Origin of the sequence: Acaryochloris sp. IP29b_bin.137 (genome assembly GCF_028285745.1) — a bacterium.
GTDB lineage: Bacteria > Cyanobacteriota > Cyanobacteriia > Thermosynechococcales > Thermosynechococcaceae > Acaryochloris.
Window position 1 is genome coordinate 1 of record NZ_JANQOP010000270.1, and the last position, 26423, is coordinate 26423.

Annotated in this window: 18 protein-coding genes and 1 pseudogene; 12 read left to right on the plus strand and 7 right to left on the minus strand. The window is 49.0% G+C overall.

Translation table 11 applies throughout. The annotated features are described in order from the left end of the window. Window positions 1-6: 6 nt before the first annotated feature. On the minus strand, window positions 7-657 hold the full coding sequence (locus tag Q0991_RS19180; protein WP_299491509.1) for a ParA family protein: 651 nt from the start codon (window positions 655-657) through the stop codon (window positions 7-9). A 238-nt stretch (window positions 658-895) separates the two neighbouring features. On the opposite strand from Q0991_RS19180, the gene Q0991_RS19185 reads away from it, so the two are divergent. From Q0991_RS19185 to dxr, 5 genes are all read left to right on the plus strand, one after another. Beyond that, on the plus strand, window positions 896-1810 hold the full coding sequence (locus tag Q0991_RS19185) for a LysR family transcriptional regulator (protein ID WP_299491511.1): 915 nt from the start codon (window positions 896-898) through the stop codon (window positions 1808-1810). Window positions 1811-1970: 160 nt separating this feature from the next. Then, the gene (locus tag Q0991_RS19190; protein ID WP_299491514.1) at window positions 1971-3572 is read left to right on the plus strand and encodes a Ppx/GppA phosphatase family protein; all 1602 of its coding nucleotides are present in this window, start codon (window positions 1971-1973) and stop codon (window positions 3570-3572) included. Window positions 3573-3857: 285 nt separating this feature from the next. Beyond that, window positions 3858-5900, plus strand: a complete 2043-nt coding sequence (locus tag Q0991_RS19195) for a zinc metalloprotease HtpX (protein WP_299491517.1) — start codon at window positions 3858-3860, stop codon at window positions 5898-5900. 85 nt (window positions 5901-5985) lie between these two features. Continuing rightward, entirely contained in the window at window positions 5986-6669 is a 684-nt protein-coding gene (locus Q0991_RS19200) for a hypothetical protein (protein ID WP_299491520.1), read from the plus strand. An 83-nt stretch (window positions 6670-6752) separates the two neighbouring features. Further along, complete coding sequence (dxr, locus tag Q0991_RS19205) at window positions 6753-7958, plus strand: 1-deoxy-D-xylulose-5-phosphate reductoisomerase (protein ID WP_299491523.1); 1206 nt, start codon at window positions 6753-6755, stop codon at window positions 7956-7958. Here the strand turns inward: dxr and Q0991_RS19210 are convergent. Beyond that, window positions 7927-8742, minus strand: coding sequence for a M23 family metallopeptidase (locus Q0991_RS19210; protein WP_299491526.1), 816 nt, complete (start codon window positions 8740-8742; stop codon window positions 7927-7929). The genes dxr and Q0991_RS19210 overlap by 32 nt on opposite strands. Before the next feature lie 486 nt (window positions 8743-9228). After that, a complete protein-coding gene (locus tag Q0991_RS19215) occupies window positions 9229-10329 on the minus strand; it encodes a diguanylate cyclase (RefSeq protein WP_299491528.1) in 1101 nt (366 codons plus the stop codon). Between the two features lie 813 nt (window positions 10330-11142). Between Q0991_RS19215 and Q0991_RS19220 the strand changes: the two genes are divergently transcribed. Continuing rightward, window positions 11143-13710 carry an HWE histidine kinase domain-containing protein gene (locus tag Q0991_RS19220; RefSeq protein WP_299491530.1) on the plus strand — a complete coding sequence of 856 codons (2568 nt, stop codon included), beginning with the start codon at window positions 11143-11145 and terminating at the stop codon, window positions 13708-13710. Window positions 13711-13746: 36 nt separating this feature from the next. Here Q0991_RS19220 and Q0991_RS19225 read toward each other — a convergent pair whose 3' ends face one another. Both Q0991_RS19225 and Q0991_RS19230 read right to left on the minus strand, forming a co-directional pair. Then, complete coding sequence (locus Q0991_RS19225; protein WP_299491532.1) at window positions 13747-17343, minus strand: WD40 repeat domain-containing protein; 3597 nt, start codon at window positions 17341-17343, stop codon at window positions 13747-13749. 74 nt (window positions 17344-17417) lie between these two features. Beyond that, window positions 17418-18083, minus strand: a complete 666-nt coding sequence (locus tag Q0991_RS19230; protein ID WP_299491536.1) for a hypothetical protein — start codon at window positions 18081-18083, stop codon at window positions 17418-17420. A gap of 340 nt (window positions 18084-18423) precedes the next feature. On the opposite strand from Q0991_RS19230, the gene Q0991_RS19235 reads away from it, so the two are divergent. Continuing rightward, window positions 18424-18726, plus strand: a complete 303-nt coding sequence (locus tag Q0991_RS19235) for a GNAT family N-acetyltransferase (protein ID WP_299491539.1) — start codon at window positions 18424-18426, stop codon at window positions 18724-18726. A gap of 84 nt (window positions 18727-18810) precedes the next feature. Beyond that, window positions 18811-19584: a class I SAM-dependent methyltransferase gene (locus tag Q0991_RS19240; RefSeq protein WP_299491541.1), complete on the plus strand. Its 774-nt coding sequence runs from the start codon at window positions 18811-18813 to the stop codon at window positions 19582-19584. A gap of 33 nt (window positions 19585-19617) precedes the next feature. Here the strand turns inward: Q0991_RS19240 and Q0991_RS25270 are convergent. Then, a pseudogene (locus Q0991_RS25270) lies at window positions 19618-20209 on the minus strand (class I SAM-dependent methyltransferase). 272 nt (window positions 20210-20481) lie between these two features. Here Q0991_RS25270 and Q0991_RS19255 point away from each other — a divergent pair. Both Q0991_RS19255 and Q0991_RS19260 read left to right on the plus strand, forming a co-directional pair. Beyond that, on the plus strand, window positions 20482-20679 hold the full coding sequence (locus tag Q0991_RS19255) for an electron transporter (protein ID WP_299491550.1): 198 nt from the start codon (window positions 20482-20484) through the stop codon (window positions 20677-20679). 84 nt (window positions 20680-20763) lie between these two features. Continuing rightward, complete coding sequence (locus Q0991_RS19260; RefSeq protein WP_299491553.1) at window positions 20764-20994, plus strand: DUF2949 domain-containing protein; 231 nt, start codon at window positions 20764-20766, stop codon at window positions 20992-20994. A gap of 46 nt (window positions 20995-21040) precedes the next feature. On the opposite strand, the gene Q0991_RS19265 is transcribed toward Q0991_RS19260, so the two are convergent. Beyond that, a complete protein-coding gene (locus Q0991_RS19265) occupies window positions 21041-22942 on the minus strand; it encodes a M48 family metallopeptidase (RefSeq protein WP_299491556.1) in 1902 nt (633 codons plus the stop codon). A gap of 430 nt (window positions 22943-23372) precedes the next feature. On the opposite strand from Q0991_RS19265, the gene Q0991_RS19270 reads away from it, so the two are divergent. Both Q0991_RS19270 and Q0991_RS19275 read left to right on the plus strand, forming a co-directional pair. Then, complete coding sequence (locus Q0991_RS19270; protein WP_299491559.1) at window positions 23373-24761, plus strand: undecaprenyl-phosphate glucose phosphotransferase; 1389 nt, start codon at window positions 23373-23375, stop codon at window positions 24759-24761. 190 nt (window positions 24762-24951) lie between these two features. Beyond that, a complete protein-coding gene (locus Q0991_RS19275; protein ID WP_299491562.1) occupies window positions 24952-26241 on the plus strand; it encodes a serine/threonine-protein kinase in 1290 nt (429 codons plus the stop codon). Window positions 26242-26423 lie beyond the last annotated feature (182 nt).

A 26423-nucleotide genomic window follows, 5' to 3' on the forward strand; every position in this document is an offset into this window, starting at 1 on the left:
TAGCCATTAACTTTCCCAATCCCGCTTAATTTCATCAACAACGCGGCAATAATCTGCTTTTGCCTCTTTACTATATTTCCCTTTCCATTGTGTAATGGGTTGTCCTTCTAAGGCGGCCCGTTCATGGGCCTTATAACTCCGTACAAAAGCATGAAAAGCCGGAATGCCCAACTCCATCAACGTATTTTGTGCATCTAAGGCTTCCCGCAAACTGCGAGGATCGACTCTAGTCAGTAATACCCGATGAGCTACACCCGACGGTTTGACCAAGGAACGGACCGTTTCGATCAATACGGCAATTTCCATGGGCGCAGGAGGCGTAGGAAGCACTAAATAGTCAACCACAGGGATGACCATTTTCAAAATCTCGGATTCCAGGCCGGGAGGCGTATCGACGACCACGAGTTCTTGCTTACTGGAGCGGCGCAAATCCTTTAGCTCTTTGGCACTGGTTCCAGACTGAACCTGAAACTTGAGGGAATTGGTGTCTCGTTGGGTCCACCAGGTTGCGGAACCTTGTGGGTCGGCATCAATTAGAAGAACTTTATTCCCTTCAGCAAATACTGCCGTGAGATTGACGGCGGTAGTGGTTTTGCCAACCCCACCTTTGCCATTGAGAACGGCGACAACCTTGGTTTTCGGAGATTTAGAAGGCAACTTGGGTCTCCCTAATGATTGCCAATAGTAAGCAGAAGACGCTGATTTTGCAATCTGCAAAAGACTCCTGGGATGACTATACCGCTTAATTGTCTACTAATCCCTTTTTTACTGGGTCTTTACGGTCTGCGTCTTATCTTGGTTTAAGGTTGAACTCGGCGAATAAATAGACAAAAATCTATTACAATAGGGACAGACAGCGATTGAAGTCTATACAACATTCCTCTGTACGATCGCAATGCAGCCGACTCTACATCAACTGAAAGTATTTGAAACAGCTGCCCGTCATGGCAGTTTTACCCGCGCCGCCGAAGAACTCTATCTGACTCAACCCACGGTTTCAATTCAAATCAAACAGCTTTCTAAGACCATTGGCTTTCCCCTGTTCGAAAAACTTGGGAAGCAGCTCTACCTGACGGAAGTGGGCAATCGGTTATTTTCAACGTGCCAGGCTATTTTTGAAGAACTCGATCAATTCGAGATGATTGTCAGTGATTTGCAAGGCATGACCCAGGGCAAATTACATTTGGCGACCGTGACTACCTGTAAGTATTTTGTTCCTCGGCTTTTGGGCAATTTCTGCGACCAGTATCCGGGTATCGATATCTCCCTCAAGATTACCAATCATCTGCAGCTCGAAAAGCGGATGATGGAGAACCAGGATGACTTATATATTCTGAGTCATCCACCCCAAAATCTTGATCTTCGGGTCCAACCGGTCATTAAAAATCCACTCGTGGTCGTCGCCCAACCGACCCATCCCCTGGCAGGTCAAAAGAATATCGACATCTCTGTTCTAAACGATGAGCGCTTTATTATGCGGGAGCCAGGGTCAGGCACCCGTCAAGCCGTCCAGGCCCTATTCAATCAGCATAAGGTTCAGGTAGAAATCAAACTGGAGTTGGGAAGTAATGAGGCGATCAAGCAAGCGATCGCAGGGGGGTTAGGGATTTCCGTTCTATCGCGGCATTCCCTGAACGGCAGAGAGTACACGGATTTAGCCATTCTGGATGTTGAGCATTTTCCGATTGAGCAGCAATGGTCTGTTGCCTATTTATCGGGGAAACATCTTTCGGTAGTTGCTGAAACCTTCCTAGATTATTTAATCTCGGTGACCAAGCAAGCTCAAATGCCTTGGATGCATTTTCAATAGAGCTAGGTTGAGTCCCTTGCCTGTAGATTTAAACAGGCCTAAATCCTGCCACTTCAAATCCCGTTGGCCATAGCATTTTTTGGTGCAAATATCACCGTTGACCATTGCCCCCACCACCGCCTACAGTTTGTAGCAGAATCAGCCTAGGGCTCAACCAGCCATGCAAACCATTGCTGCTATTGATGTAGGAACCAATTCCATCCATATGGTTGTGGTGAAGATCAACCCTGAGATTCCGGCGTTTAATATTATCGATACCGAGAAAAGCACGGTTCGCTTGGGGGAAGGCAGTAAGGATACCGGTGCGTTACATGCGGATGCGATCGCACGAGCTATTGCCGCCCTCCGTCGATGTCAAGAAGTAGCCCAGGCCTACAAAGTTGAGCGAATCCAAGCCGTTGCCACCAGCGCCGTACGAGAAGCGGTCAATGGTCGCGCCTTTATCCGGGCCGTAGAATCCGAACTAGGTCTCAAGATCAATGTGATTTCGGGTCCAGAAGAAGCCCGCCGCATCTATCTTGGGGTTTTATCTGGCATTGAATTTAACAATAGCCCCCACATCATTATTGATATTGGGGGCGGATCAACGGAGCTTATTCTAGGGAATGGCCAAGATCCTCGTTCCCTGAGCAGTACCAAGGTGGGAGCCGTACGTTTGACGGACGAGTTTATCACCACGGATCCCGTGAGTACTCGGGAGTTTGAGCGCTTACAGGCTTTTGTTCGTGGCACGTTGGAATGGCCGATTGAAGAATTGCGATCGCAGCTTTCCCCCGGCGAACATCCCACCCTGATTGGGACATCTGGCACCATTGAAAGCATTCTTAAACTGCACGCTTGCGAGGTAATGGGAGCCTGTCCCACCACCCTCCATGGCCATGTCCTGATCCTGGATGACCTGAATGAACTGATCCACAAATTGCGAAAGTTCAACTACGAAGAACGCTGCAAAATGCCTGGAATGACCGAGCGACGGGCAGAAATTATCTTATCTGGAGCCGTGATTCTGGCTGAGGCCATGACGTTGCTGAATTTAGATGCCATTACCCCCTGCGAGCGGGCGCTGCGCGAGGGAATTGTCGTCGATTGGATGATGAAACAGGGGTTAATCGAAGATCGTCTCCGCTATCAAGGCTCCGTCAGAGAGCGGAGCGTGATCAATCTAGCCCATCAATATCAGGTTGATCTGGCCTCGGCAGAGCGCATCGCTGACTTTGCCGTCGCACTATTTGACCAAACCCAAGGCTCTCTTCATCCCTGGGGGGAGGATGAGCGTCATTTGCTCTGGGCCGCCGCTATTTTGCACAACTGTGGACATTACATCAGCCATTCGGCTCACCATAAACATTCCTATTACCTGATCCGGCACGGGGGGCTGCTGGGTTATACCGATGCTGAAGTCGAAATTATCGCTAACCTCGCGCGGTATCACCGTAAAGGGCCCCCTAAAAAGAAGCATGAAAATTATCAAAACCTAGCCAATCGGACCCAGCGTCAGATGGTCGACCAGCTCAGTGCCATTCTCAAATTAGCCGTTGCCTTGGATCGACGGCAAATTGGCGCGATCCAATCGCTCCACTGTGATATCGATCCAGCCAATACCATCATTCTCCATCTCCAAGCCAGCCAGGCAGACGATGATTGTGCCCTAGAATTATGGAGTTTAGACCTGAAAAAAGCCTGTTTTGAGGCTGAATTTAACGTCACCCTGGTGGCACGACTGGCCGATTCAACCCCCCGCCCGGACTTGCAACCCGCATAGATTCAGCCCTACAGCTTGTGCAAACGGTTGTTGGTAAAGGGTTTAGGCACAGTTCCTGAGGGCAAGCGTTAAGAATTTCTAGGCTGGATCTGGCTGATTGCCCCTTGGATGACTAGGATTGAGATACAAAGCATAACTCCTAACCCAGCTAGCTGACATTGACATCGTTTCGTTGGTTTGACTAGGAGTTGCATCACACCTCATTTGATGTGGATGCTGATAAGCTTGAGTCTCATTCAAACTCTCGGTGTACTTATACAAAGTCAACAGAACAAGGAGCTGTTCATGGCCTCTCTACAGGAAGAACTCAAAGCTGGAATAGCTGCTCAACAACAAGGTCAACAGACCCAAGCCATCCAAATTTTAGAACGGGTGTGGCAAGCGGCGACGCCCGGTAGTTCGATCCATGTGCAGGCCCAAATGTATCTGATCATGGCTCATCAAAGCTGTGGGCAACTCGAACAGGCACTGATGCTTTGCCAACCCCTGGCCTCCAGTCCGATTGCCCAAGTTCAGGAATGGGCCACTCAGGTCTTACCTCAATTACGGCAAGATCAAGACAAACGTATCCCTGCCGCAACTGCACCTGCCGCAACCGCACCTGCCGATCCTCCGAGCCCAACTCCCTCCAAAAGAACGCGAGCCGCGATGGGCATGAAGCTAGCGATGGCCGGGATCGGTGGAAATCTGAGCTTAGCCTCGGGGGTCACCGTTAGCCTCCTGTTTGGGATGGTGCTGGTCCTGGTGATGGGCGTCTTTCTTATTTCTGAAAGTGAGAATCCAGCCCTGGGATTAGGGGCTTCTGTTGTCTTGACGTTAATCATCAATGCGGGGGTATTTTTCCTATCCCCTTGGCTGATGGATTGGACGCAACGGTGGCTGTATGGCACCCATTGGATCACCCTAGGAGAGCTCGAACATCTCAGTCCCGAGACCAGCCAAATTCTGCAAAGCGTTTGTGCAGAGAAGAAGCTCAAGATGCCTCGCTTAGGCATTATTGAAGATCAGAATCCGACGGCTTTTACCTATGGCTCGCTCCCCAACAGTGCTCGGTTAGTCGTTAGCCGCGGATTATTTACTTACCTGGATGAAGACGAAGTTGCAACGGTCTATGCCCATGAACTTGGACATATCGTCCATTGGGATTTTGCGGTGATGACCTTGGCCTCCACCCTAGTGCAAATTACGTATTTGATTTATACCTTTGCTCATCGGGCGGGTCGCAGAGGGGGAAGTAGTAAAGGAAAAGATGCGCTGCAAGCCGCTGCGATCGCAGCCTATGTTTTCTATATCATTGGCACTTATCTCGTTTTATATCTATCTCGAACTCGGGAGTATTTTGCCGACCATTTTGCCGCCGAAGTCACCGGAAACCCAAATGCCTTATCGCGGGCATTGGTCAAAATTGCCTACGGGATTGTTGAGGAAGGGCAGCGGTCCAAAGAGCCCAGCCGCTTGTTGGAAGGAACTCGGGCATTGGGGATCTACGATGCCAAGGCCGCCACTTCCTCGGGAACTGCCTATCGAGTGGCTTCTGACACCAGTAAAATTGGCCGCGTCTTTTTATGGGACTTATTTAACCCCTGGGCTTTTTGGATGGAGCTACAGTCAACCCACCCCCTGACGGGCAAGCGCGTTCGGGCCTTGAGCACCTATGCGGAACAGCTCGGACTGGACATTGAGTTTGATATGGGCCGAGTGGTTGGGGAAGGCCGACATTTGAATAAGCAGCGCCTTTATAGCCACTTCTTTCTGGATCTGTTGCTCTATGGGGCTGAATTTATTGGCCTAGCAGGGGGACTTATTTTAGGACTGGCCGCCGGAACGAATCCCATTACCTTCATGCTGATCGGATTGGGCTTAGGCATTCTAGCCAAGACTTTCATTATGTATCCTAACTTCGGCCAAGCTCCTCAACGCGATGTTCTCACCCTTATGTCTGATCCCTATGCTAGCCCCCTACGAGGACAGCCCGTCAGGCTGGACGGGCGACTGATTGGGCGGGGAGATGCAGGCTACAAATTTGGCTCAGATTTGAAACTGCAAGACAAAAGCGGCATGTTATTCCTCCGCTATTCCTCCCGCTTTGGTCCAATTGGCAACTTCCTATTTGGCATGTCTCAGGTCAAGGATCTGATTGATACTCAGGTCGGTTCTACGGGATGGTTTCGCCGCAGTATTGCCCCCTGGATGGATCTAATCCAACTCAGAACTGAAGGTGGACGCGTCATCAATAGCTATCATCGGTTCTGGTCGTTTATCTTTGGCGGCTTTTTCATCGTTCTGGGCCTTGTCTTCAACTTCCTGTTGCTCCCCACTTGGGTTTGAACACCTAACGGGCTATCTCTAGCTTGGATAACCCATTTTTGCTCCGGCATAAATCTTTGAGCAAAACAATCCAGATTTGTTGATCATGATCGCCCCTATCAAACGGCTCCCCAAACACCTGAGCATTGGGCTATGGTGTCTGATTGGCTTAGAAGTTGGGCTGGCCCTAGCCTACCTCATCACCATCTGGCGACAGCAATCCATGCCTGCTTGGCTAGATTGGAATGGGTTGAGATCCTTGCCATCTTTGATGCAGGCCGCTGCCTTATTTACCATTGGTTTGCTGGCGTTACTCTTACTCATCTTTCGAAATCGAATCCAACGTCCTCTTTCCAGGCTACTTCCTCTGTCTCTAGCCTCACTGTGCTTCTACGGTGCGGTTGACGAACTCACCAAACTCCACTTGCAATTGAATCAATACAACTGGAAGGGTATCTATATAACGATACTAATCGCCATTCCACTGATATGCTGGCGCGATCTAGATCGGTTGTGGCGGGAGCATCGCCCCATCGTGTTGTGGGTATTGATCGGACTGGGTATCTTCTTGCTCGGTGGATTTGGTGCCGAACTTATTAAGGAGAATTTACACACTGGGTTCTCTCCTGGAGCCCCGCTCACTTTGACAGAGCAAAACATGAGCCTACCGTTTTGGGTAGAACCTCTCAGAATTACATTGGAAGAGTTTGCTGAGTTGTTGGGTGAAACAATCATTCTTTTTGGAGTTGCCCAATTTGTCCTCAAACGCATCTCTTCTCAGGCTAATTGAGCTGCATGGAGCGATCCTGCCCCTCTCCCGCAGAGGTCCATTGACCTAGTAAGATAGGAAGGACCCGCAATGATTAAGAAACTGTGAAAGCAATTACTCTTCTTGGCTCAACAGGATCCATCGGTACCCAAACCTTGGATATTGTCGCTCAGTATCCTGACCAGTTCCGAATTGTGGGGATGGCTGCGGGCCGCAATATTGAGCTACTGTCACAGCAAATCCGGCAGTTTGGCCCCGAGATTGTTGCCATCGCTGATCCGAATCAACTACCCGAGCTGAAAGACGCCATTGCTGATCTTGATTCCCAACCCCAACTACTAGCGGGCGAAGCCGGCGTCGTTGAAGTGGCGGCTTACGGCGATGCTGAATCCGTTGTCACCGGGATTGTTGGTTGTGCCGGTCTCCTGCCCACGATTGCCGCCATCAAAGCTGGCAAAGATATTGCCCTTGCCAATAAAGAGACCCTGATTGCCGGAGGTCCGGTCGTTTTACCGTTAGTCGAGAAACATGGGGTCAAGCTTTTACCGGCTGACTCCGAACACTCTGCCATTTTCCAATGCTTGCAAGGGGTGCCTGCAGACGGCCTCCGTCGAATTATCCTGACTGCCTCTGGCGGAGCGTTCCGGGATTGGCCCGTTGAGAAATTACCAGAAGTTACCGTTGCTGATGCCCTGAAACATCCCAATTGGTCGATGGGGAAAAAGATTACCGTCGATTCGGCAACTTTGATGAACAAAGGGCTCGAAGTGATTGAAGCCCATTATCTGTTTGGTATGGATTACGACCACATCGATATTGTTATCCACCCTCAAAGCATTATTCACTCTCTGATTGAGCTGCAAGATACGTCGGTATTAGCCCAACTGGGTTGGCCCGATATGCGTTTACCGCTTCTGTATGCCCTGTCTTGGCCGGAACGGGTAGCGACCGATTGGGAACCGCTCGATCTGGTGAAGTCTGGGGATCTGACCTTCCGCGACCCTAACCATCAAAAATATCCCTGCATGCAATTGGCCTATGATGTCGGCCGGATGGGTGGAGCAATGCCAGCCGTGATGAATGCGGCCAATGAACAGGCGGTTGCCCTGTTCCTAGAGGAGAAAATCAGCTTTTTAGATATTCCTAAAGTGATTGAAACGGCTTGCGATCGCTATACATCGCACAACACGTTGCAGCCCAGCCTTGAGGACATTCTGGCCGCCGATCAGTGGGCTAGAAGAGAAATCCTGGCGATTAGCCAAACCCCAGCTCCTGCAGTTACTGCGAGTCCTCAACTGTCGACGATTTAGGGGTGAGATCTGTGGCTTGACGACCCAGACTGCAAGTGCTGGAAATAGCAAAGGGAACCGTTTGGGTAAACCGATATCGCTCATCAGCACGATGGACCTCAACATGGAGATGAGGACCACTACTCCAGCCGGAGTTACCGCTATAGCCAATAATCTGGCCTGCTTTAACCTGATCCCCAATCTTGAGATTGACGCGTTGGCGAAATCCTTGCTGTAAGTGGACATAGGCAGAGCGGTACCCGCCTTCATGTTCTAACCACACATGGTTAAAGCGGTGGATCTGCTCTTTACCGCCTCCCCAATCCGGGTACTTATCTTGCAAACTGATGACTCGACCAGCCCGCATGGCATAAATAGGCGTGCCAATCCCTGCTGCATAATCGTAGGCGTATTCCATCCGTCCGTTATGGGTGCGTCCTCGAATCCCTTGGCTCAATTCCCCCTGCCCCCAGAGCGGATGGCAAAACCCCTCCAACGGTGACGCTACAGTTGGTCGTTCATGAAGGACCAAGGACAATAATTGAGGGGTATTCGTGGGCTGAATTTGTATAGGGGGACGAGGGATCTCAGAGTGATGTTCAGCAATATCGGCCCCCCCTGTTTTACCGTTGAAGCTGATAAAGAAAGGGCTATAAGGATGCCTTAAAGCTAGAAACAGACTGGTTAAACCGAATCCCAAGGCGAGCAAAGCCACAAGAGCGGGGAAAGGCAGCGTTCGCAGATGTGAGGATGACGGTTGAGGGGCAGAGGGGCTGGGTTGATTTGAGGGGGGCGGGTTACTCATTCTTGGGCGCACAAAACGTATCCAACGAGAGGGGAGGCAGGTATTGAATAAGGCTGGTCTAATGACCGTCTTGTTTGAAAAATGGATGGACGTCTGCAGGCATGAAAAGCGTCGATTTTACAACTCAGATTCCGTTGCAGAATCATACGAATGCTGTTCATTTATTGAGACGTGAAAGAGAACGCTTTTGTTCAACCGAACTAAAATTAATTTGCCCCTTCATGGACAATTTCAAAACTTTTGTAAAGTAATTGATATAAGTCTTAGATTAAGTCAGTCTAAGACTTCCCTGGATTAGTCTCTGTTGGTAAAAATACCTATTGGAGCGTTAAGAAACACTTCAATTTTTATTTATAGGAATAAGTCATCCAGTACCATAAAGTTCCTGATTGCTGCGGCAAAAACCAGCACCAATTCTGTTTAGCATGATGTTCGGATAAGCCTTGGTGGTGTCAACCTTGCTCAGAAGCCGCTCAGAAGCCATTATTAAGAGGTAAATAAGGCCCCAGAGTCCATCCTCTGCTTTCCCTGCCGTCTCTGGTCAAGGGCGTTGTGTAAACGGTCGGCTAATTCTAAAGTCCGCCTGGACTCCAGAGCAGAACAATCTTTTTGGTGGGTTTGGATGCGATCGCGACCTTGTTGCTGAGCCACGTACAATGCTCGATCAGCTGCCTCGATCAGAATGGACGGCGCTACATTTTCATCGGGAACTTGGCTGGCAACCCCCAGGCTCACTGACACTGTATCACTGGTTGAGGAGGCAACATGGGGAATAGCAAGGGCTTCAATCGCGTTGCGAATCGCTTCAGCAACCTGAGTGGCACCCTCCAAGTCGGTATTGGGTAAGATAATGGCAAACGATTCACCGCCATATCGAGCGACACAGTCAGCTGGGCGTTTGGCAATCTTGGCAATCACTTGAGCAACGTCCCGCAAGCGATCCTCTCCCACTGAGTATCCATAGGTATCGTTAAAGGCTTTGAAGTGGTCAACTTCACACAGAATCAACGCTAGCGGATGAACGTCTCGACAGAGCCGATTCCATTCCGATAAGAAGGTTTCATCAAACCCGCGACGGTTACTCACCTGTGTCAAACCATCTATCGTTGACAACGACTCCAACCGCTGATGCACAGCTTCGAGCTGTGCTGACAGAGACTGTAAGTCACGATTCTTGGCCTCTAACTCGCAGAGTAACCCTTGACGCTCAAGGGCATACTGAATCGAGCGGCACAGATGGCTGTGGGTGAAGCGCCCTTTGACCAGATAGTCTTGGGCTCCTGCTTGCATTGCCTGGCGAGCGACTGCTTCATCGATATTTTCGCTCAAAATAATCAGGGGAATGGAGGGGAAAGCTTGATGAATCTGATCAAAGCGTTTCAATCCCTCTGTGCCGTTGATGCATAAATTAAGCAGGATTAGATCAATCGGGAGACCTGACTGCAGAAACTCAATACTTTCAGCAAGGGTAAAACAATGAAAAAGGTCGATTGGGAAATCATGGTTTTTACCGAGTGCTTCCCGGATGATTTCCACATCTTGCTCGTCATCACTAATGATTAAGATATTACGATGAGCGGTATGCATATTCCCAAATTCTCGATTAGAAGAAGCCGACAATTGACCTAAGTCAGTTCAAGACTCTTTCCGCGGTCGTACGGATAAGCGGTGAAGAACTAAACTCCTTATACCGTCATCAGATGGCCAAAAGCTTCAGTAATCCCACGTATCTTTAAGGTCTATAGGAATTAAAGTGGGTGCATGTCAATGACATTCGATTCTAAGTTAGGCCATCATCTGCTTTATGGGGCAGATTCAGCCAATATCGTTGTTCCAGCCAAAATTTTAGATAGTGCTACAGATGTAAGGGATATGAGAACAGCCTAATAGAGCTCTCAGCGGTAGATATCACTCCTTATGGAGGTCTAATCATGTTTCCTCTAACCCAAGAAGAAAGGCTAATCCTGACCAGGACAGGTTATCTTTTTGGGAAATTTTTAATTAATAAGGTCAATCTTATCGAAACTACATTTTTACAAAGCCAAAGATATAAGTGCTAATACTGTTAACTGCCTGTCATTAGAGAAAGATTTACTCAATCATCGATATAGATAAAATGTTGCTAATGTTGTGAACAGTTAAATACACTCCAATTTGGCGTTTTATGCTCCCCACAAGGGAATAAACTCCATCCCGTGAATTGAATCTGATTGTTCAAGATATCCAACAGGCTAAATTTCGTCCATCACCAAATCCTATATGATGGCGATAGGCTACCTAATACCCTAGGTTGGTGATTAGGCAAACATGAATCTCTTCATCTTTGATCAGAAAACAGCCATTCAAGGGAACTTGAAGATTGCCCTTCTCTCCTATGTTGTTCATGCATTTAGGTGAGGTATGGAAATTAGAGAATTAGCGATTTCCAATTGTGAGCGCGAGCCCATTCACATTCCGGGTTGCATCCAATCCTTTGGCGCTTTGATTGCGACTGACAAGCACGTTGAGCTTATCACCCATGTTTCCAGTAATATTGGCGATTTCCTGGGAACTTCTGCCCAAGAGGCTTTAGGCCAATCGATCAGTACGCTACTTTCAGAACGGGTGATCCATAATCTCAGGAATGTCGCGGGTCATCCCACCATTGAGTCTCAGCGAGAACGGGTGGGGACCTATCTGCTCAATCACCAAAACCTGGATATCAGTCTTCATCGCTGTGGGCCCCATTTTCTGATTGAAGTAGAGCCTGTTTCTCCGCAAGATCACCACAATCAAACCGCATTTGCTCAGGCAAGATTATTGCTAGCTCGTCTACAAGACGAAACAGCAACGGCTGCATTGTTGCAAATGGCAGTTAGAGATTTACAGCGGCTCACCGGATTTGATCGCGTTATGGCTTATCAGTTCCTACCGGATGGGGCGGGAGAAGTTGTGGCCGAAGCCTTGCTAGATGACGATTTAGAGCCTTATCTTGGCCTCAGATATCCGGCCTCAGATATTCCTCAGCAGGTGCGGGCCATTGCGCTGAAAATGCCGATTCGTGCGATCGCAGATATCCATGCCCCATTGGCTGACCTGATCGCCGCCGATCCGAATGCCGATCCCCTTGATCTGTCTCTCACTCAAGTTCGGGCCGTTTCTCCCATTCACTTGGAATATTTAGCCAACATGGGTGTGCAGGCGTCCATGAATCTCGCAATTATCGTCCGTAGGGGGCTTTGGGGCTTATTTGCCTTTCACCACAAAAGTGCCAAGCTACTCTCCCCTGATTTCCGGTCCACCTGTGATTTATTCGGCCAACTTTTTTCTCTCAAGTTTCAACAGGTGTTAGAAGAAGAACGGTTTAACGCTCGTAAACGAACCACCTCCGCTATCACCCAAGTGATTCAAGCACTCACCAATAGTGGCAGTTTTACTCAAACTGTTCAGGGCTTAGGTCAACAACTGTGCACCATGCTCTCTGCCCATGGTCTAGCCATTATTGCGCAGCATGAAATTGAAACCTTTGGAGATGTCCCTGCCCTCGGCCTGATTCAAGAACTGGTGGAACAGGTGCAAACCAATCCAAGTCCTGATTTAGTGCCTTTCGAAAACCTATCCCAGCTGAATTTCTCTAATCCAAATCAATTGAATAAAACCGCTGGTGCACTTTGTTTAGGGCTATCTCCGAGTGACCAAGTCTTCGTCATCTTCTTTCGCAATGAGATGATCTATGAAGTGCGATGGGCAGGGTCTCCTGAAAAAGATATTGTTGAAGGCCCCAATGGACCAAGATTGCGGCCCCGTGCCTCCTTTGCTGAGTATCGGGAAACCATCGCGGGGCAATGTCAGCCTTGGTCAAGTCTAGAATCGGAAGTTGCTCTAGAACTGCGCACTGGCCTTATGCAGTTGGCCATCAGCCAAGGAGAAGTTCAACAGCAGGAGTGGTTACGACAACAGCGACAACAAGATTTACTCATCGCCGAACTCAACCACCGCGTCAAAAATATTCTGGCCCTAATCCGCTCGATCTCCCGCCAGACTCGCCACTCGACGACTTCCATCGAAGAGTATACGCTTCTTTTAGACCGCAGAATTGCTGCCTTGGCGTATGCCCATGATTTAGTGGCGGGACATAGCCTAGAATGGCCCAGTCTCCACAACCTCTTAACGACAGAACTGCGGCCTTACCTGGCGGAAGCAGAACGGCAAGTTAGCATGACGGGCATAAACGTGGGCCTTAAGGCCAATTTTGTACCCATGTTTGCCTTGGTGATTCATGAACTGATTACCAATTCTGCAAAGTACGGTGCGTTATCCATTCCCACCGGAAAAGTTGATATTCGCTGGATGGAACAAGACGGAGGCCTTGCCTTTTATTGGCGAGAATCCAATGGGCCAGCCGTCTTTCCACCTAAGCGCAGAGGGTTTGGTCGCACGCTGATAGAACGAGCAATTCCGTTTGAGTTTGAGGGGGAGGCCAACATTCGATTCCCAGCCTCAGGGGTACAAGTCGATTTCTGGTTACCCACAGAACTAATCCTCTTCCAGACTGGTGAATCGGATGTACCGAACACATCCAGCCCGCCTTCGCCAGAGATAGAAGAGTCAGATCCTGCTTCCGGTCGTGTTCTACTGGTTGAAGACAATATGTTGTTGGCGTTAGAGATGGAAAACAGTTTGGGGGGGTTGGGGTTTGTCCGGGTAGATACTGCCCCTCGAGTTAAACTGGCCCTTAAACTCTTGAGGCAAGAGGAATACATCCTCGGCATTCTAGACATTAACCTCAAAGAAGAGAAGAGCTTTATCGTGGCTGAACAATTGCTGAAGCGGCAAATACCGTTTCTCTTTACCACTGGCTATGATTCCAAATTTACCATCCCAGAGGCCTTAGACCATGTGCCCAGGCTCAAAAAACCCATTAATGAAGATCAGCTAAATACTGCTATTCAACAACTCTTAGGGGAAACGGGGGACACCACTAGCTAAATCATCATGTCTGAAGAGGATTTTGAACTCTAACGCTTATCCACTTACGTTGTGGGTAGCCCCCAAAAATTTGAGCATTTCTTGCTGAGGCAGTGTTAACCCCTGGCAGTTGGCAAGGTTTAAGCCCTCGTATAACCGATCTGCCCGCCGTGTGTTCAGACATTCCTGCTGCTCAGGATGCCAAAGCTTCAGTTCTAACTCACTACTCGCTGTTGCCAAGGTTTGACCATCAGGGCTGAAGGCCAACGCTGTCACCCAGCTAACATGTCCTGTTAACTCTGCCAGGCATTGGCCGGACTCAACAGCCCATAACCGCGTCGTTCCATCTTTACTGCAGCTCGCTAAGGTTTGACCGTTGGGACTGAAGGCTACGCCCATCACCCAGTCTCGGTGTCCGTTCAGCACCTGTAAGCATTCACCGGACTCGGCATCCCAGACCCGCACCGCTTGATCCGCTCCCCCAGAAACAATGCGATCGCATCGAGGACTCCAGGCCACATACCAAGCCCAAAAACGATGGCCAACCAGCGTCTTGGTGAGACTGGCAGACGGGACATCCCAAATCTGCACAGCCGCTTCAAACGACCCCAGCACCACCTGCCGCCCATCGGGGCTCCAACTTACACTGTTAAGAAAGTGACCCGGCATCACTTGCACATCTTGTCCAGTGGATAGATCCCAAATCCGCCAAGTTCCATCCCAACTGCAACTGGCGAGCTGCTGCCCATCAGGGCTAAATTCAAGAGCTGAAATGGTGGCGCGATGCCCCATCAGGACTTGGATCACACTGCCTGATGCCACATCCCACAGGCGAATCAGCTGATCGCTACCCGCGCTTGCCACGAGATTTCCCTGGGGGTGGAATGCCAGCCCAAACACCCACCCCTGATGTTGCCAGTACGTTTTATATTCCTGCGTTTCCACCTGCCAAAAACGAACCGCCCCGTCAGTACTGCTGCTCACCAGAGTTTGTCCGCCTGGACTGTACCGAAGACTAAGGATACTATTCACTTGGGCTCGCCAAATTTGGAGGGCTTGTCCCCCCACATCCCATAAGCCAATCATCGGCTCATCGCCGCCACTGGCCAATAAATGTCCCTGGGGATGGCAGGCCAAGGCATAAATACAGCTTGTATGGCCGAGCAGGCGACGCTGACAGACTCCGGTGTCCAAATCCGTCAGACAAATGGTGCAGTCTAATCCAGCACTAACGATGGTGGAACTGTGGGGCAAAAAGGATACGGCAAAAATGGCTTGGCTATGGGGTTGAAGAACTTGGATGCATTGACCAGAGCTGACTTTCCAGATCCGAAGGGTGCGATCGCAACCCCCACTCACCAACCATTGACCATCCCCACTAAAGGCCACCGACCGTAACCAATCCGTATGGCCTTTGAGGGTCCATAAACATTGTCCCGTTTCCACATTCCACAGTTTGACCGTGGCATCATGGCTGGCACTGGCGAGAATCTGACCATTAGGGCTGAGGGCAATCGACCAAATTCCCTGCTCGTGCCCCTCTACGGCCTGCAGACAATCCCCCGTTGCCAAATCCCACACCCGCCAGGTGCGATCTTCCCCCGCACTCAATAATCGCTGACCATCGGGATGCAGAGCCACAGACCGCACACAGTCGGTATGTCCGGTGAAGATGCGCAGGCATTGCTCGGTATCTACCTGCCACAGGCGAATGGTTTGATCTTCACTGCCACTGGCTAGGCGAGTGCCATCGGGATGGAACGCCACAGACCAGACATTATTGGTATGCCCCTGCAACATGCCCACAGCTTGTCTTCGTTGCTTGGGGTTGCGGACATCCCACAAAAAAATCATATTGGCAAAATGGCCTGTCGCCAATTGGTCTCCCTGGGGATTAAACGCTGCGGTCACCACCTGGGGAAAGGCATTGGCAAAAGCCGTACCTTTGAGGTCAGCTCCCGCCATATTCACCTTGAGCAAAGCAGTATCGCGCAAATCCGCTTGCCAAAGGGCTAACTCAGAGAGATCTAAACCGGCTAAATCCACCTGTAATTGCACCAGAAGGTTAAGGCAGTTGCCAGCCGCATAGCCTGTTCGCTGTTTTAACTGGAGCAAAATAGCTCGCAATCGGGATTCGATGGCTGATGGTGTTTGGAACTCCACCAAGAGTTGATTGAGCACGGGTTGCAGAATGAACTGCCGCTGCTGCAGGCGAACCCCCTCTTTGGTTTGGGCTTTCAGGAGAGCATGACTGTGGAAATAGGCCAGTGGTCCAGCATTAGGGGGCACCGTTAAGTCTGGATCCACAAAGTTCTGGCGAATCATCTCGATAAACCGCTGCGTCACATATTCCATCAATACGGGCTGCAGGGTAAATTGAGGGACGCCCACCTCACCGCCCGATTGGGTCACGACACAGAGGGACCGTCGCCGTAGGGCCTCCATCGCTTCCAGTAGATTGGGCAAGGGGACTGGAAAAAGTAAATCTTGCCGCAGTTCAGCTAGGGTGACTGGATCTCGATTGATGGCTAGCCAATACATGACATCCTGTTCTAGTAGGGACAAGCGCTGAAACTGCTGATCAAGCAGAATCCGCAACCCGTTAAACACGGTTATCCCTTCGTCCAGAAAGGCTTGAATATCCCCAGCAAAAATGTCCTGAATGGCGGTTGCCACAATTTTGAGTCCCAAGGGGTGACCTTCGTAAAACTGGATGAGCTGTTGAAAAGCGGTGGGGTCACCGCTTAATCCTTTTTGGGTGAGCAGAGGAATCGCTTTTTCGGGTTCCAAGCCATGTAGGGCTAAGGCCCGAACAACAGGACCTTCTAGTTCTGCTAAGGTTGCGGGTTTCTCTCGGCTGGTCAGGATCAGACAGCTTTGGTGGGGCGTTTCACCGAGCGATCGCAACAACTCACCATACCCTTCATATTCTGGTTTATGTTGACCTGCATGGGCATGGGCACTCCCCGCCCCACTGGCTAACAGGGTTTCCCAGTTATCTAACACCAAGAGACAGCGATGCTGGCGCAGATAGGTCATCAATCGAGAGAGTAAGGATTGCAGCTGATTAATCGTTGTTGTTCCAGGTTTTAGGGACTGCAATAGATCAATCAGTAGATCCTCAATCGGCGGTCCATGCCGAAGGGACCGCCAAACGACGGCGTCATAGTCGGCCTGCAAATGCTTAACCAATTTGACGGAGAGCGCAGTTTTGCCAATACCGCCAATCCCTAATAAGCCCACTAATCGGCAGCGCTCGGTCCCCAGCCACTGACTTAAGGTAGCCAATTCCTGAATCCGACCGTAGAAGCTGGAAATATCGACGGCGTCGCCCAAATCGATCTGTTGGGTAGGAGGGGCTGTGGACGGCTGGGCTGGCGCAGATTCGGGACGACGAAAATCTTCGGCCTGTAGGGTAAGGGCAAAGGTCTCAAAGCATTGGGTTAAGGTGCGCTTATCTAATCCCACTGCTCCATCGAGGACCTTGGCAATGGTTTTAGCATCTAATTGGGTCCGGTCACTCAGATCTTGGAGCGTGTAACGTTCGTCTTGATTGTCCTGAGCTTCGCTGTCTTGGATGGCGGCGCGCAACCGTTCTAACCCAATGCTGGTCAGAACAACACCCCGTCTACGCCGTTGTGGTGATTGTGGCATCACACCATAGCACTTCTTCTATCAACCACCAGGGTATACCTATTCATTGGGTTGTGGTTCTCTCCATTACCGAGTCAAACGACCTTAGCCACTGGATATCCAATCTCATGCAAATCTTCAAACAAATCAGCAATCGACAGTACAGGATTCAACTGTTGAATAAGGGTGGGGGTTAGGGGTAGATGTTGGTAAATCTGCCGAATAGCGTTAATGTCAACCGGGCACTCATAATAGTCTTGAGCCCACTGTTGATAAGTGTTGGGTTGATGATCAAATATTTTGAGTAGCTCAATAGAACCATCTGGATCAGAACCCTCTGGAAAGTCAATAGAACCCCGCAGCCACTTCGAGTCTGTTGTCTGACACCAGGCACAAAAAGTCGTATCTTCGATTGCAAAAGCTGGTTCATCTAGACATGGTTTGAACTCAAGCGGGACATCGTCAAAAAGTCCAGGCCAAAGCCTGGGGGGTTCTGTCCGATAGGGACTCATCACCGATTCATGCGCAAATCCTTTGAGAAAACAGCCATAGGGATTAAACAATTCAAAGAGAAAGTCTCCACTCCCGTTGCGCATTGATCCGAGTTGTTCATTCTGGCTCCAATGGCCATCAAAAGAGTAATACCGATCCTCCCAATCGGGAGACAAGATGGCATCCAATACCGCTAGAGACTGCATCAGCCTCCTCAACTCTTTTACCCCTGGTAATGGGGAAAGGTTACGAGTAGAAATTGGCATCATGACTTAACTTCGCGAAGCTTATCCTGGACGCTCAACCAGAGTCTTTAGTCGCCAGCATATGAACAGTAAACCCATGCAATCAGGTTATGTCATTCGACCGTATACACAAGCTGAATATCAAGCTCATCATCGCAAGGTTCTCCAACAGTGTTTCATCGGTTTGATAATTTCAGGAGTTATCTTTGCGCTGGGACTATGGCTCACTAAGCGTTCTGTGGAATTGTCATGGACTAGTCAGTGGGGGCATATAAGTTGGGTGATCGGAGTGAGCATGCTGTTCAGTAGCGCTCCCTTTGTCATATTGTTTTTCAGTGCCATTGGGTGGCGGACAAAGCATTACTTGAACACCAAAGCCTGGGTTATTTCCTGGCATGACCAAATCGTAGGTAGCCTAGAACTTTCTCCAAAGGCGGGCGCATACGTCTTAACCAATATTTTGATTAATCCTAAATATCGTCGCCAGGGTTTGGGGCGTGCTCTTATCCAACAGGCAGCTCAAGATGCTCAACAGAAGATTTATGTTCGTTGTACCGAAGGTCTAATCCCTTTCTACACTCGATGTGGTTTCGTGCGTTTCTCGAAGACTCAAGCACCTAAAGCACTCCGTCGATATATGTTTGTTTTATCTCATCCGATGAGCTAACTGTTTGCCCGAGTTAGTCGACGTTTGGCGGCCTGAAGTGTTGGACAACTACCCATTTTTAAAGTGGATATCTTGGAGGCAAAAATGGATTACCTGAGTGTCAACCGAGAATCTTGGAATCGGCGGGCGGAGGTGCATTTTGTCTCTCGGTTTTATGACGTTGATGGGTTCTTAGCTGGCAAGTCATCCCTGACAGAAATTGAGCTAGCCGAACTCTCAAACTTATCTGGACAGAGACTATTGCACCTGCAGTGTCACTTTGGGTTAGATACACTCTCCTTGGCTAGAATGGGAGCCCTCTGCACAGGGGTCGATCTCTCTCCAGTCGCCATTAGTCAAGCATTGGAACTTAAGCGAAAAGCTAATCTGGATGCAACCTTTATCTGCTCGGATATTTATCATTTTGATCGAGGAGCAGAACCTCTATATGACATTGTATTTACCTCTTATGGGGTGGTTTGCTGGCTTCCTGAGCTGAGCCAATGGGCCGAAGTTATTGCAGCTAACTTAGCCTTGGGAGGCACTTTTTATATGGCGGAATTTCATCCTGTTTACGATCTGATCGCGGGTTACTCCTACTTTGAACAATCTGACCCAGATATTGAAGAAGAAGGCACCTATACAGAAAATAGTGGCAACTTAAAATCAACGCTTATCACTTGGGCACACCCACTCAGCTCTGTGATCAATGCTCTCATCAATGCCGGAATTGAAATTCGTTGCATCAATGAGTATCCTTTTAGCCCCTATCCTTGTTTTGAGGGGATTGAAGAGCGTGAACCCGGTAGATTTTACCTGCCTCATTTAGGACAAGACGTTCCCCTGGTTTACACGATCCAGGGTAGGAAAATTGCATAATCCCTTGCTGTTTGGATCAGATTTCCCTGCGGCTTATGGGGCTTTTTTCGCCACGATAAACACAGCTTTACCTTTGTCTGGCTGCCACTGATAATCCAGCTCAAAACGAGCATCCGTTAAACTATCTGCAAGTTCTTGCACCGTAAAGACTTTGACCAACGGGAAAATCCCAAAAACTTACCAATGGGGGCAATCCATTTAAACCAGGCCATCGTGTCACCCAAGCACATCGTACTGGTGACGAAAAGACCACCAGGCTGCAGCATGTCATACACCTTTGCCATCACCGCTGTCTTATCTTCCAGCAAGTGCAGGATACTCAGACCGAGTAACAACATCAAGGCTGTGATCGGGGATGTTCAACTCGTCAATACGGGCTTGTTCAAACGTGATGTTGTTGATATTTTGATCGGCTGCTCTCGTTTGGGCGATGTCAATCATATTCTTGGAGCAATCGATCGCTCAAATATGTTTCACATAAGGACCATGCACCATCGCAGTTGATCCAGTGCCGCAACCAATCTCCAAGATGTCTATATGGGGTTGGAAGTACGCCTACATCCGCTACAGGCTATTTCAAATAGCGATCCGCAATTTTGTCCCAAAATTTAGCAGACTGCCCCATATCCGTCTCCCTTTCAGTTGCCGAAGATTACTGCAAATGACCAACAGCGGATAGCTGCTGTCTTTATTCTAAATCCCCCACCAACCGACAACGACCTCCACCAATTTTCAGCTTTATCATCAGCAAAATGATTGGCAATGACAGCGCGACACCCGAATTTGATCCGGATCACCTGGATTTATTAAGTTCCTGATTAGGCTCCCGATCTTCCCTGGAGAGTCCTACTTAGGAACGCGATAGTGCAGGTATGCAATCCATTTGAGGAAACCATCATGTTTGCACCATTTGTGATTCAAATAGATCATATTCTCGGCCACCAACGCTTTATTCGGTTACGCGGGAAAGCAATCGCGATTCACATCCAAGTGATTAACCAGTTTTGCGATCGCATGGGTGTAGACCGTTCTTGTCGCCAACATCTGATTAAAACTGCCCATCATAACGGCCAAAAAATGGGGCTAATGATATAGTTCACCCCAAATGCTGCAGGGACGCCACTGGATCACCCATACCCTGGTCTTCCATCACAGCTAGTCTGAGATTGTCAGTCCAATATGGTTAGCATCTTATTGCATTTCCGTCTGGACCTGCTTCTCGACATGAATCGGCAAACCCAACTACTTCAGTATCTGCAACAGGAATTGGCACTCTCCCCGGATGTTCTATCCCTAGTTTCACGGTTTCAAGAACAAACCGCCCCCCAAATCCCCATTATTCTGTGGCAGTACGGACTCGTCAGTTTAGAACAACTCAACCAAATTTATGATTGGTTAGCGTCCATTTAAAGGATTCCGCTGCAGCCCTTCAGAGTGAGGGAAGACTCGGACCAAACTACTGGCGACGAAACAGGAGAGACTGTTCAATCTGGCAGATCTTTTTGCCTAGCTTCCCAGACTGAGGATGGTTCAGAATAACGATATAAGCTTCTGTCGGAAATTGCAGATGATTAACTAATTGCTCAATTAATTTTTTCGCAGCCGTTTCACTGGCCAACAACGCTTGTGTGCACACAATCCCCATGACGCAAAACCGCTTTTCTGGAAAGAGTTCAACGACTTTCTCGACCAGATAGGCTTCTCTTACCTGAGGATAGGTCTGCACCTGTTGAATCAGGGCATCTATTTCAGCCTGATCTAGGGTATGGGGTTTGAATTGATCATGCTCAAAGACTGTGGCTCTTTCGGTTCGGGCTTTTTGCAAGCGTTGCTGATGTCGTTCAGCTCGCTCAAGGTATTTTTGAGCTTGCTCAACCTGATCCAGCTGATGGAAGAAATCGGACAACAACTCACAGCCATCGATCACCCAATGGTTTCTCTGGTCAATCGCCTTTTCAATACAAGCAATACCAGCGGCATCTTTCTTCTTCAGCAGTACCTGGCCAAGGGCATAGTTGGCTGCCGCATGGTCAGGTTGTCTCTCTAGCACTTCTTGCAGTAAGGGCAGTGCTGCATCCTCATCCTTGACTTCCAGCGTATAGTAGGCGCGTTCCCAAGCCTCTTGGTCTGTAAGTTGACGCGCCTTGAACGCTTGCTCCAAGCCGTCTAGCTTGTCCTCCATATCGGCCAGATAAGCAAAGCGTTGTCGCCAAGGGGTAGCAGCAGCAACATACCAATCTCGATCAAACTGTTGCACAAATTCTTGAATCGTATTGCCCAACAGCATTTGGGCTGCACTGGTTTGGCGATGGTCGAGTCTAAATTGAGGGTGTGCGTCGGACATCTGGTATCCGAGGGACTCTAGTCGATCTGCCAGACAGGGATGGGGATCTTCGTGATCGGTCCGCTCCTGCAACCCTTTCTGTAACCACTTTTGACCCTGTTGTAGATTAACGGTCTGGGACAAACATCTCAGCATATAAGAATACACATTCTTAGGTGGATCAGGCTGCTGACCCACTTGGTCATAAACCCCCGGCCAAAATGACTCATCTAAATATTTGGCCTTAACTTCTATATGAATCAAGGCTTCTGCCATACTTTGGGCACCCATCAGCTGGGCGGCACATTGATCCGCTTCGTATTCATTGATGCGAGCAAGGGCGAACGAATAGGCATTAAAGGTCGGCCAGTACCACTTCAAAAATGTGTTGAAGAACAGCGCCGAGCCCACCTGCCTCCTCTGATGTAATCGCTCGTAAAGTTGCATCCAGGTTTTGCGAATCCGATAAATCCAGGCTGCAAATCGTGAAGGGTTGCCCGATAGATGTCCGAACTCGTGGGCAAGGACGGCTTGAAATTGCTCCAAAGATAATGATTGCAAGAGCGGTAAGCCTAGCAGCAAATAATTTTCCTGCCACCCCAAAATACCTAAGCGAGGGACTTGGACCACTGCTGCATTAAATTCCGCAGTCAATAAGATGTTGTGGAGTCGGGGGGCTTGCAGCTTTTGGGTCAACTGATCCACAAGGGCAAAAAGTTGAGGAACTTGCTGACGATTTAACGTCACCCCGTCAGGCTTAGGAAAAGAAATCCATAAGGATTTCAGCATCAAACCTGTGACCGCTATCAACACAATCAGGATTTTGATGGCGTGGGAATCTAAGCTTTGGCTAATCACCATCAGCCAAACCATAAACCCGATTAGCGCCAACAGTCCGGCCAGCATCAAAAAGATGTAGGCATATCCTAATGCTGCATATAGACCGACTCGCAGACGGTAACCTTGTGGATTTCGTTTAGAGAACGCTTCAAACTGTTGAATAAGCGCACCGAACTGGTCTTGAGGCTGTTCCATGAATCGATCATTGTGCAAGCAAGGCAGCGACTAAATCACAAGTTCGATCCGTTGGTATTTAGCCCATAGTTAGTATTGACCGCGGAACTATATTTTCTATAGATTTATACATTTTAAAACAAGCCAATTGAGTCCGTATTTTTACGGATAAAAATCTATTAAATTTCTTTGATTTCCTGGGTCAAAAAATAATTTATCCAAGTTAAGAGCACGCAAATTAATTAGCAGTCTAATCAGTGGATTTACGATTGCTAACTTAGGCTGCAAGCTGTAAGAATAGAAGGTAAAAATGCTTTTGAGCCCTAGTTATTTATGTTGTCTGAATAGTCCTATACAATCTGTCAAATTCATGATGATGCAGGGAAAACTCTGAACAACAGGGTCACACTCAAAGTATTCGAGACAAAACATTTCATCAGATCTAGGAAAAGTGATTAAGTTTAGTCCCTCGGGTGTCCTATCCCGCCATCACCAACTCATTATTGAGCTACAAGGTGGTTTAGACCTTTTAGTGATCCTCAGTCTTTTATGGGGAATGACGTTTGTCTTTAATCCTCCGATCACAAAATCACTGCTCTATTTCAGCTTATTGCTAGCGGTTTTAGTCCCCATTACCTTCCGTTTAATGGGTCTTTATCAGGTGCAGCGGGATGCGGACTACCCCAAGATATGGTTAGGCTGGGGAGTCATTGCTGCCCTAGTGCTACTTGTCAGCATCCCCAGCCGGACTACATCCTACTTTCTCAGTCCAGTACTAGGGATATGGTTGGTGATATCACCCCTGTGTCTCAGTTTGATGCATTTCATCACTCGCAGTTCCCTACAGCAAGTTCAGGCCTCCGGCAGCCGGACCGCTATCATTGCCGGAACTGGCGAAGTAAGTCAGCAGGTCGCTGATCGGCTCTATAACAATCCGCAAATGGGTATCAAGTTCCGCGGATACTTTGCCGATAAGGATAACGGACTAAGAACTGAACACTGTTACCCGTTAATTGGCTATTTGGACGAACTCCCTGATTTTGTCCGCCGTTTTCGGATTGACGTGGTCTACCTAACCCTGCCGCTGAGCGAAGAAGAGGCGATTTCTAGACTTATTTTGGCGCTGCAGGATACGACCGCTTGCGTCTATTTTGTCCCAAATTTGATGATGCTGAACTTGATGCAGGCCCGGGTTCACACCTTAGATGGACTGCCAATGATTGCGGTTTGGGAAATCCCCTTTTCCCAGATTCAAGCCGGGTTGAAGCGTAGTATTGATTTTGCGATCGCAGCTCTAATTACCATCGCTATTTCTCCCCTGATGTTCCTGATTGCGATCGCCGTTAAGCTTTCTTCTCCCGGCCCGGTTCTGTTCAAGCAGCAGCGCTACGGCCTGAATGGCGACAATATTGTGGTTTATAAGTTTCGCTCTATGAAAGTGATGGAAAATGGGGCAAAAGTCACCCAAGCCACTCAGGATGATCCACGCGTGACCCAAGTCGGTGCTTTTTTACGGCGAACGTCCCTCGATGAACTGCCTCAATTTATCAACGTGCTGCAGGGCCGCATGAGCTTAGTCGGTCCCCGTCCCCATGCCGTCGCCCACAATGAACATTACCGGAAACTGATTCAGGGCTATATGCTCCGTCATAAGGTGAAGCCTGGTATTACGGGCTGGGCTCAGGTGAATGGTTATCGAGGCGAGACTGAAACCCTGGACAAAATGGAAAAGCGGGTCGAATACGATATCCATTACTTAAACCATTGGTCTTTGTGGCTGGATATCAAGATTATTCTCCGTACCGCCCTCGTCTTCTTCAATCACCAAAACGCTTACTAGCTCTGTTAAGTTTTGCTGTAAATCGTTCCGGCAGACAGGCACCTGCGTTAAGCTTGCACCCAAAAATGCTCCCTATGACAACAGCTTCATCTCCAAAGCATTGGTTGGCCTTAGGGAAGCTCGGGACCCGTGACCGTGAACGGTCCCATCACAGTCCGGTTTTACAAGCACAACTCACACAGGCATAGGGATGAGCACGTTAGCCAATCGCTACAAAATTATCAAGAATCTCGGCGCAGGTGGATTTAGCCAAGTCTACTTGGCCAAGGATTTACAGCGGGATGATCGCCGCCGCTGTGTTGTTAAACAGCTACAACCTAAATCGGATGATCCCTTCACCGTCAGAACCGCCAGACGTCTGTTTAAAACGGAGGTTAATGTTCTCCAAAAGCTGGGAAACCATGACCGTATCCCCCAGCTTTATGTCTCCTTTGAAGAGAATCGACAGTTTTATTTAGTCGAACAATATATTACGGGCCAGGGGCTGAGTCGGGAGCTGACTTGGTGGCATTGGACCGAGGCCAAAACCGTGGCCTTTTTGCAGGATATCCTGGAAACCCTGGCATTTGTGCATCGCAAACAGGTGATCCATCGGGATATTAAACCTGAAAATTTGATTCGACGCGATCGCGATCAACGTATCGTGCTGATTGATTTTGGTTCTGTCAAAAAACGTCAACCCGCAGACTATACCGCCATTGTGGGGACTCAAGGCTATATGCCCCCCGAACAGCTCCTTGGTAAACCCCGTCTGAATAGTGATATCTACGCAGTAGGTATGATTGCGCTGCGGGGACTTACGGGGATTGATCCGGCCAAAACTGCCTTTCCCACGGACCCAGATACAGGTGAGTTTCTCTGGCAACATAAGACCAATGTTAGCCCTGAATTAGCCCAAGTCCTCAACACCATGGTCCGCCAAGATCATCGTCATCGTTACCCTTCAGCCCAGGAGGCGCTACAAGCGGTGAGTCAACTGGGTGAAGCTTCAGCCCCCAGTCGACGGCGTTTACTGCAAGCAGCAGGCTTGAGCGTAATGGGATTGCTAGGGACAGGCATGGCCTATCCTGCGCTCAGCCAGGAACTTCCCAACCGCAAGCCATCCGCTTCTTTCCCCGCTACTGACCTCCTCTCAGGGGATACATCAACTGCAGAAAAAAAGGCATCTGCAGAGAAGCAGCCCGATCCAGTTACCCAGTCTATTCCTGCTCAGGAACAAGAAGCGTCCCAGGCATCGCCCGCGCTAGCCACTGCTCCCCAACGCCTCGACAAGCAAGAACTTCTTCGTCGATATGGCTCCTATAATGAATGCCGCAAAATCGCTAAAGCTAACGGCATTAAATTTAGCACCACCCCCACCTGGGATAAATTGGTCTATGCCTTTAGCTATTCCGAGGCGCTGCAGCAAATAAGCCAAGTCTATCTTAGAACCTATCCCAACCCAGCCCTAGCGGGCATCACCGTTGAGCTAACCTTATAGAATCCATTTGAGATCTTTTGCCTAATACGCGAAACTGCCAGAAGCGTTCTATCTCAATGGTTATGACCTACTCAAGCAGTCTGACTCTCGTTCTAACGGATTCTGGGGTCTATTAGAATTCAAGCCTATTGAGGGTTTTGAGAATCTACATCTCCTTTCACTGTAGAGTCATTGGGCACTCT

Excerpts from the sequence above, each read along its gene's own strand:
- Q0991_RS19200 (WP_299491520.1), top strand. The coding sequence starts at position 5,986 with ATGATCGCCCCTATCAAACGGCTCCCCAAACACCTGAGCATTGGGCTA.
- Q0991_RS19195 (WP_299491517.1), top strand. The coding sequence starts at position 3,858 with ATGGCCTCTCTACAGGAAGAACTCAAAGCTGGAATAGCTGCTCAACAA.
- Q0991_RS19220 (WP_299491530.1), top strand. The coding sequence starts at position 11,143 with ATGGAAATTAGAGAATTAGCGATTTCCAATTGTGAGCGCGAGCCCATT.
- Q0991_RS19210 (WP_299491526.1), bottom strand. The coding sequence starts at position 8,742 with ATGAGTAACCCGCCCCCCTCAAATCAACCCAGCCCCTCTGCCCCTCAA.
- Q0991_RS19185 (WP_299491511.1), top strand. The coding sequence starts at position 896 with ATGCAGCCGACTCTACATCAACTGAAAGTATTTGAAACAGCTGCCCGT.
- Q0991_RS19265 (WP_299491556.1), bottom strand. The coding sequence starts at position 22,942 with ATGGAACAGCCTCAAGACCAGTTCGGTGCGCTTATTCAACAGTTTGAA.
- Q0991_RS19230 (WP_299491536.1), bottom strand. The coding sequence starts at position 18,083 with ATGATGCCAATTTCTACTCGTAACCTTTCCCCATTACCAGGGGTAAAA.
- Q0991_RS19240 (WP_299491541.1), top strand. The coding sequence starts at position 18,811 with ATGGATTACCTGAGTGTCAACCGAGAATCTTGGAATCGGCGGGCGGAG.
- Q0991_RS19215 (WP_299491528.1), bottom strand. The coding sequence starts at position 10,329 with ATGCATACCGCTCATCGTAATATCTTAATCATTAGTGATGACGAGCAA.
- Q0991_RS19275 (WP_299491562.1), top strand. The coding sequence starts at position 24,952 with ATGAGCACGTTAGCCAATCGCTACAAAATTATCAAGAATCTCGGCGCA.
- Q0991_RS19260 (WP_299491553.1), top strand. The coding sequence starts at position 20,764 with ATGGTTAGCATCTTATTGCATTTCCGTCTGGACCTGCTTCTCGACATG.
- Q0991_RS19190 (WP_299491514.1), top strand. The coding sequence starts at position 1,971 with ATGCAAACCATTGCTGCTATTGATGTAGGAACCAATTCCATCCATATG.
- Q0991_RS19255 (WP_299491550.1), top strand. The coding sequence starts at position 20,482 with ATGTTTGCACCATTTGTGATTCAAATAGATCATATTCTCGGCCACCAA.
- Q0991_RS19225 (WP_299491532.1), bottom strand. The coding sequence starts at position 17,343 with ATGCCACAATCACCACAACGGCGTAGACGGGGTGTTGTTCTGACCAGC.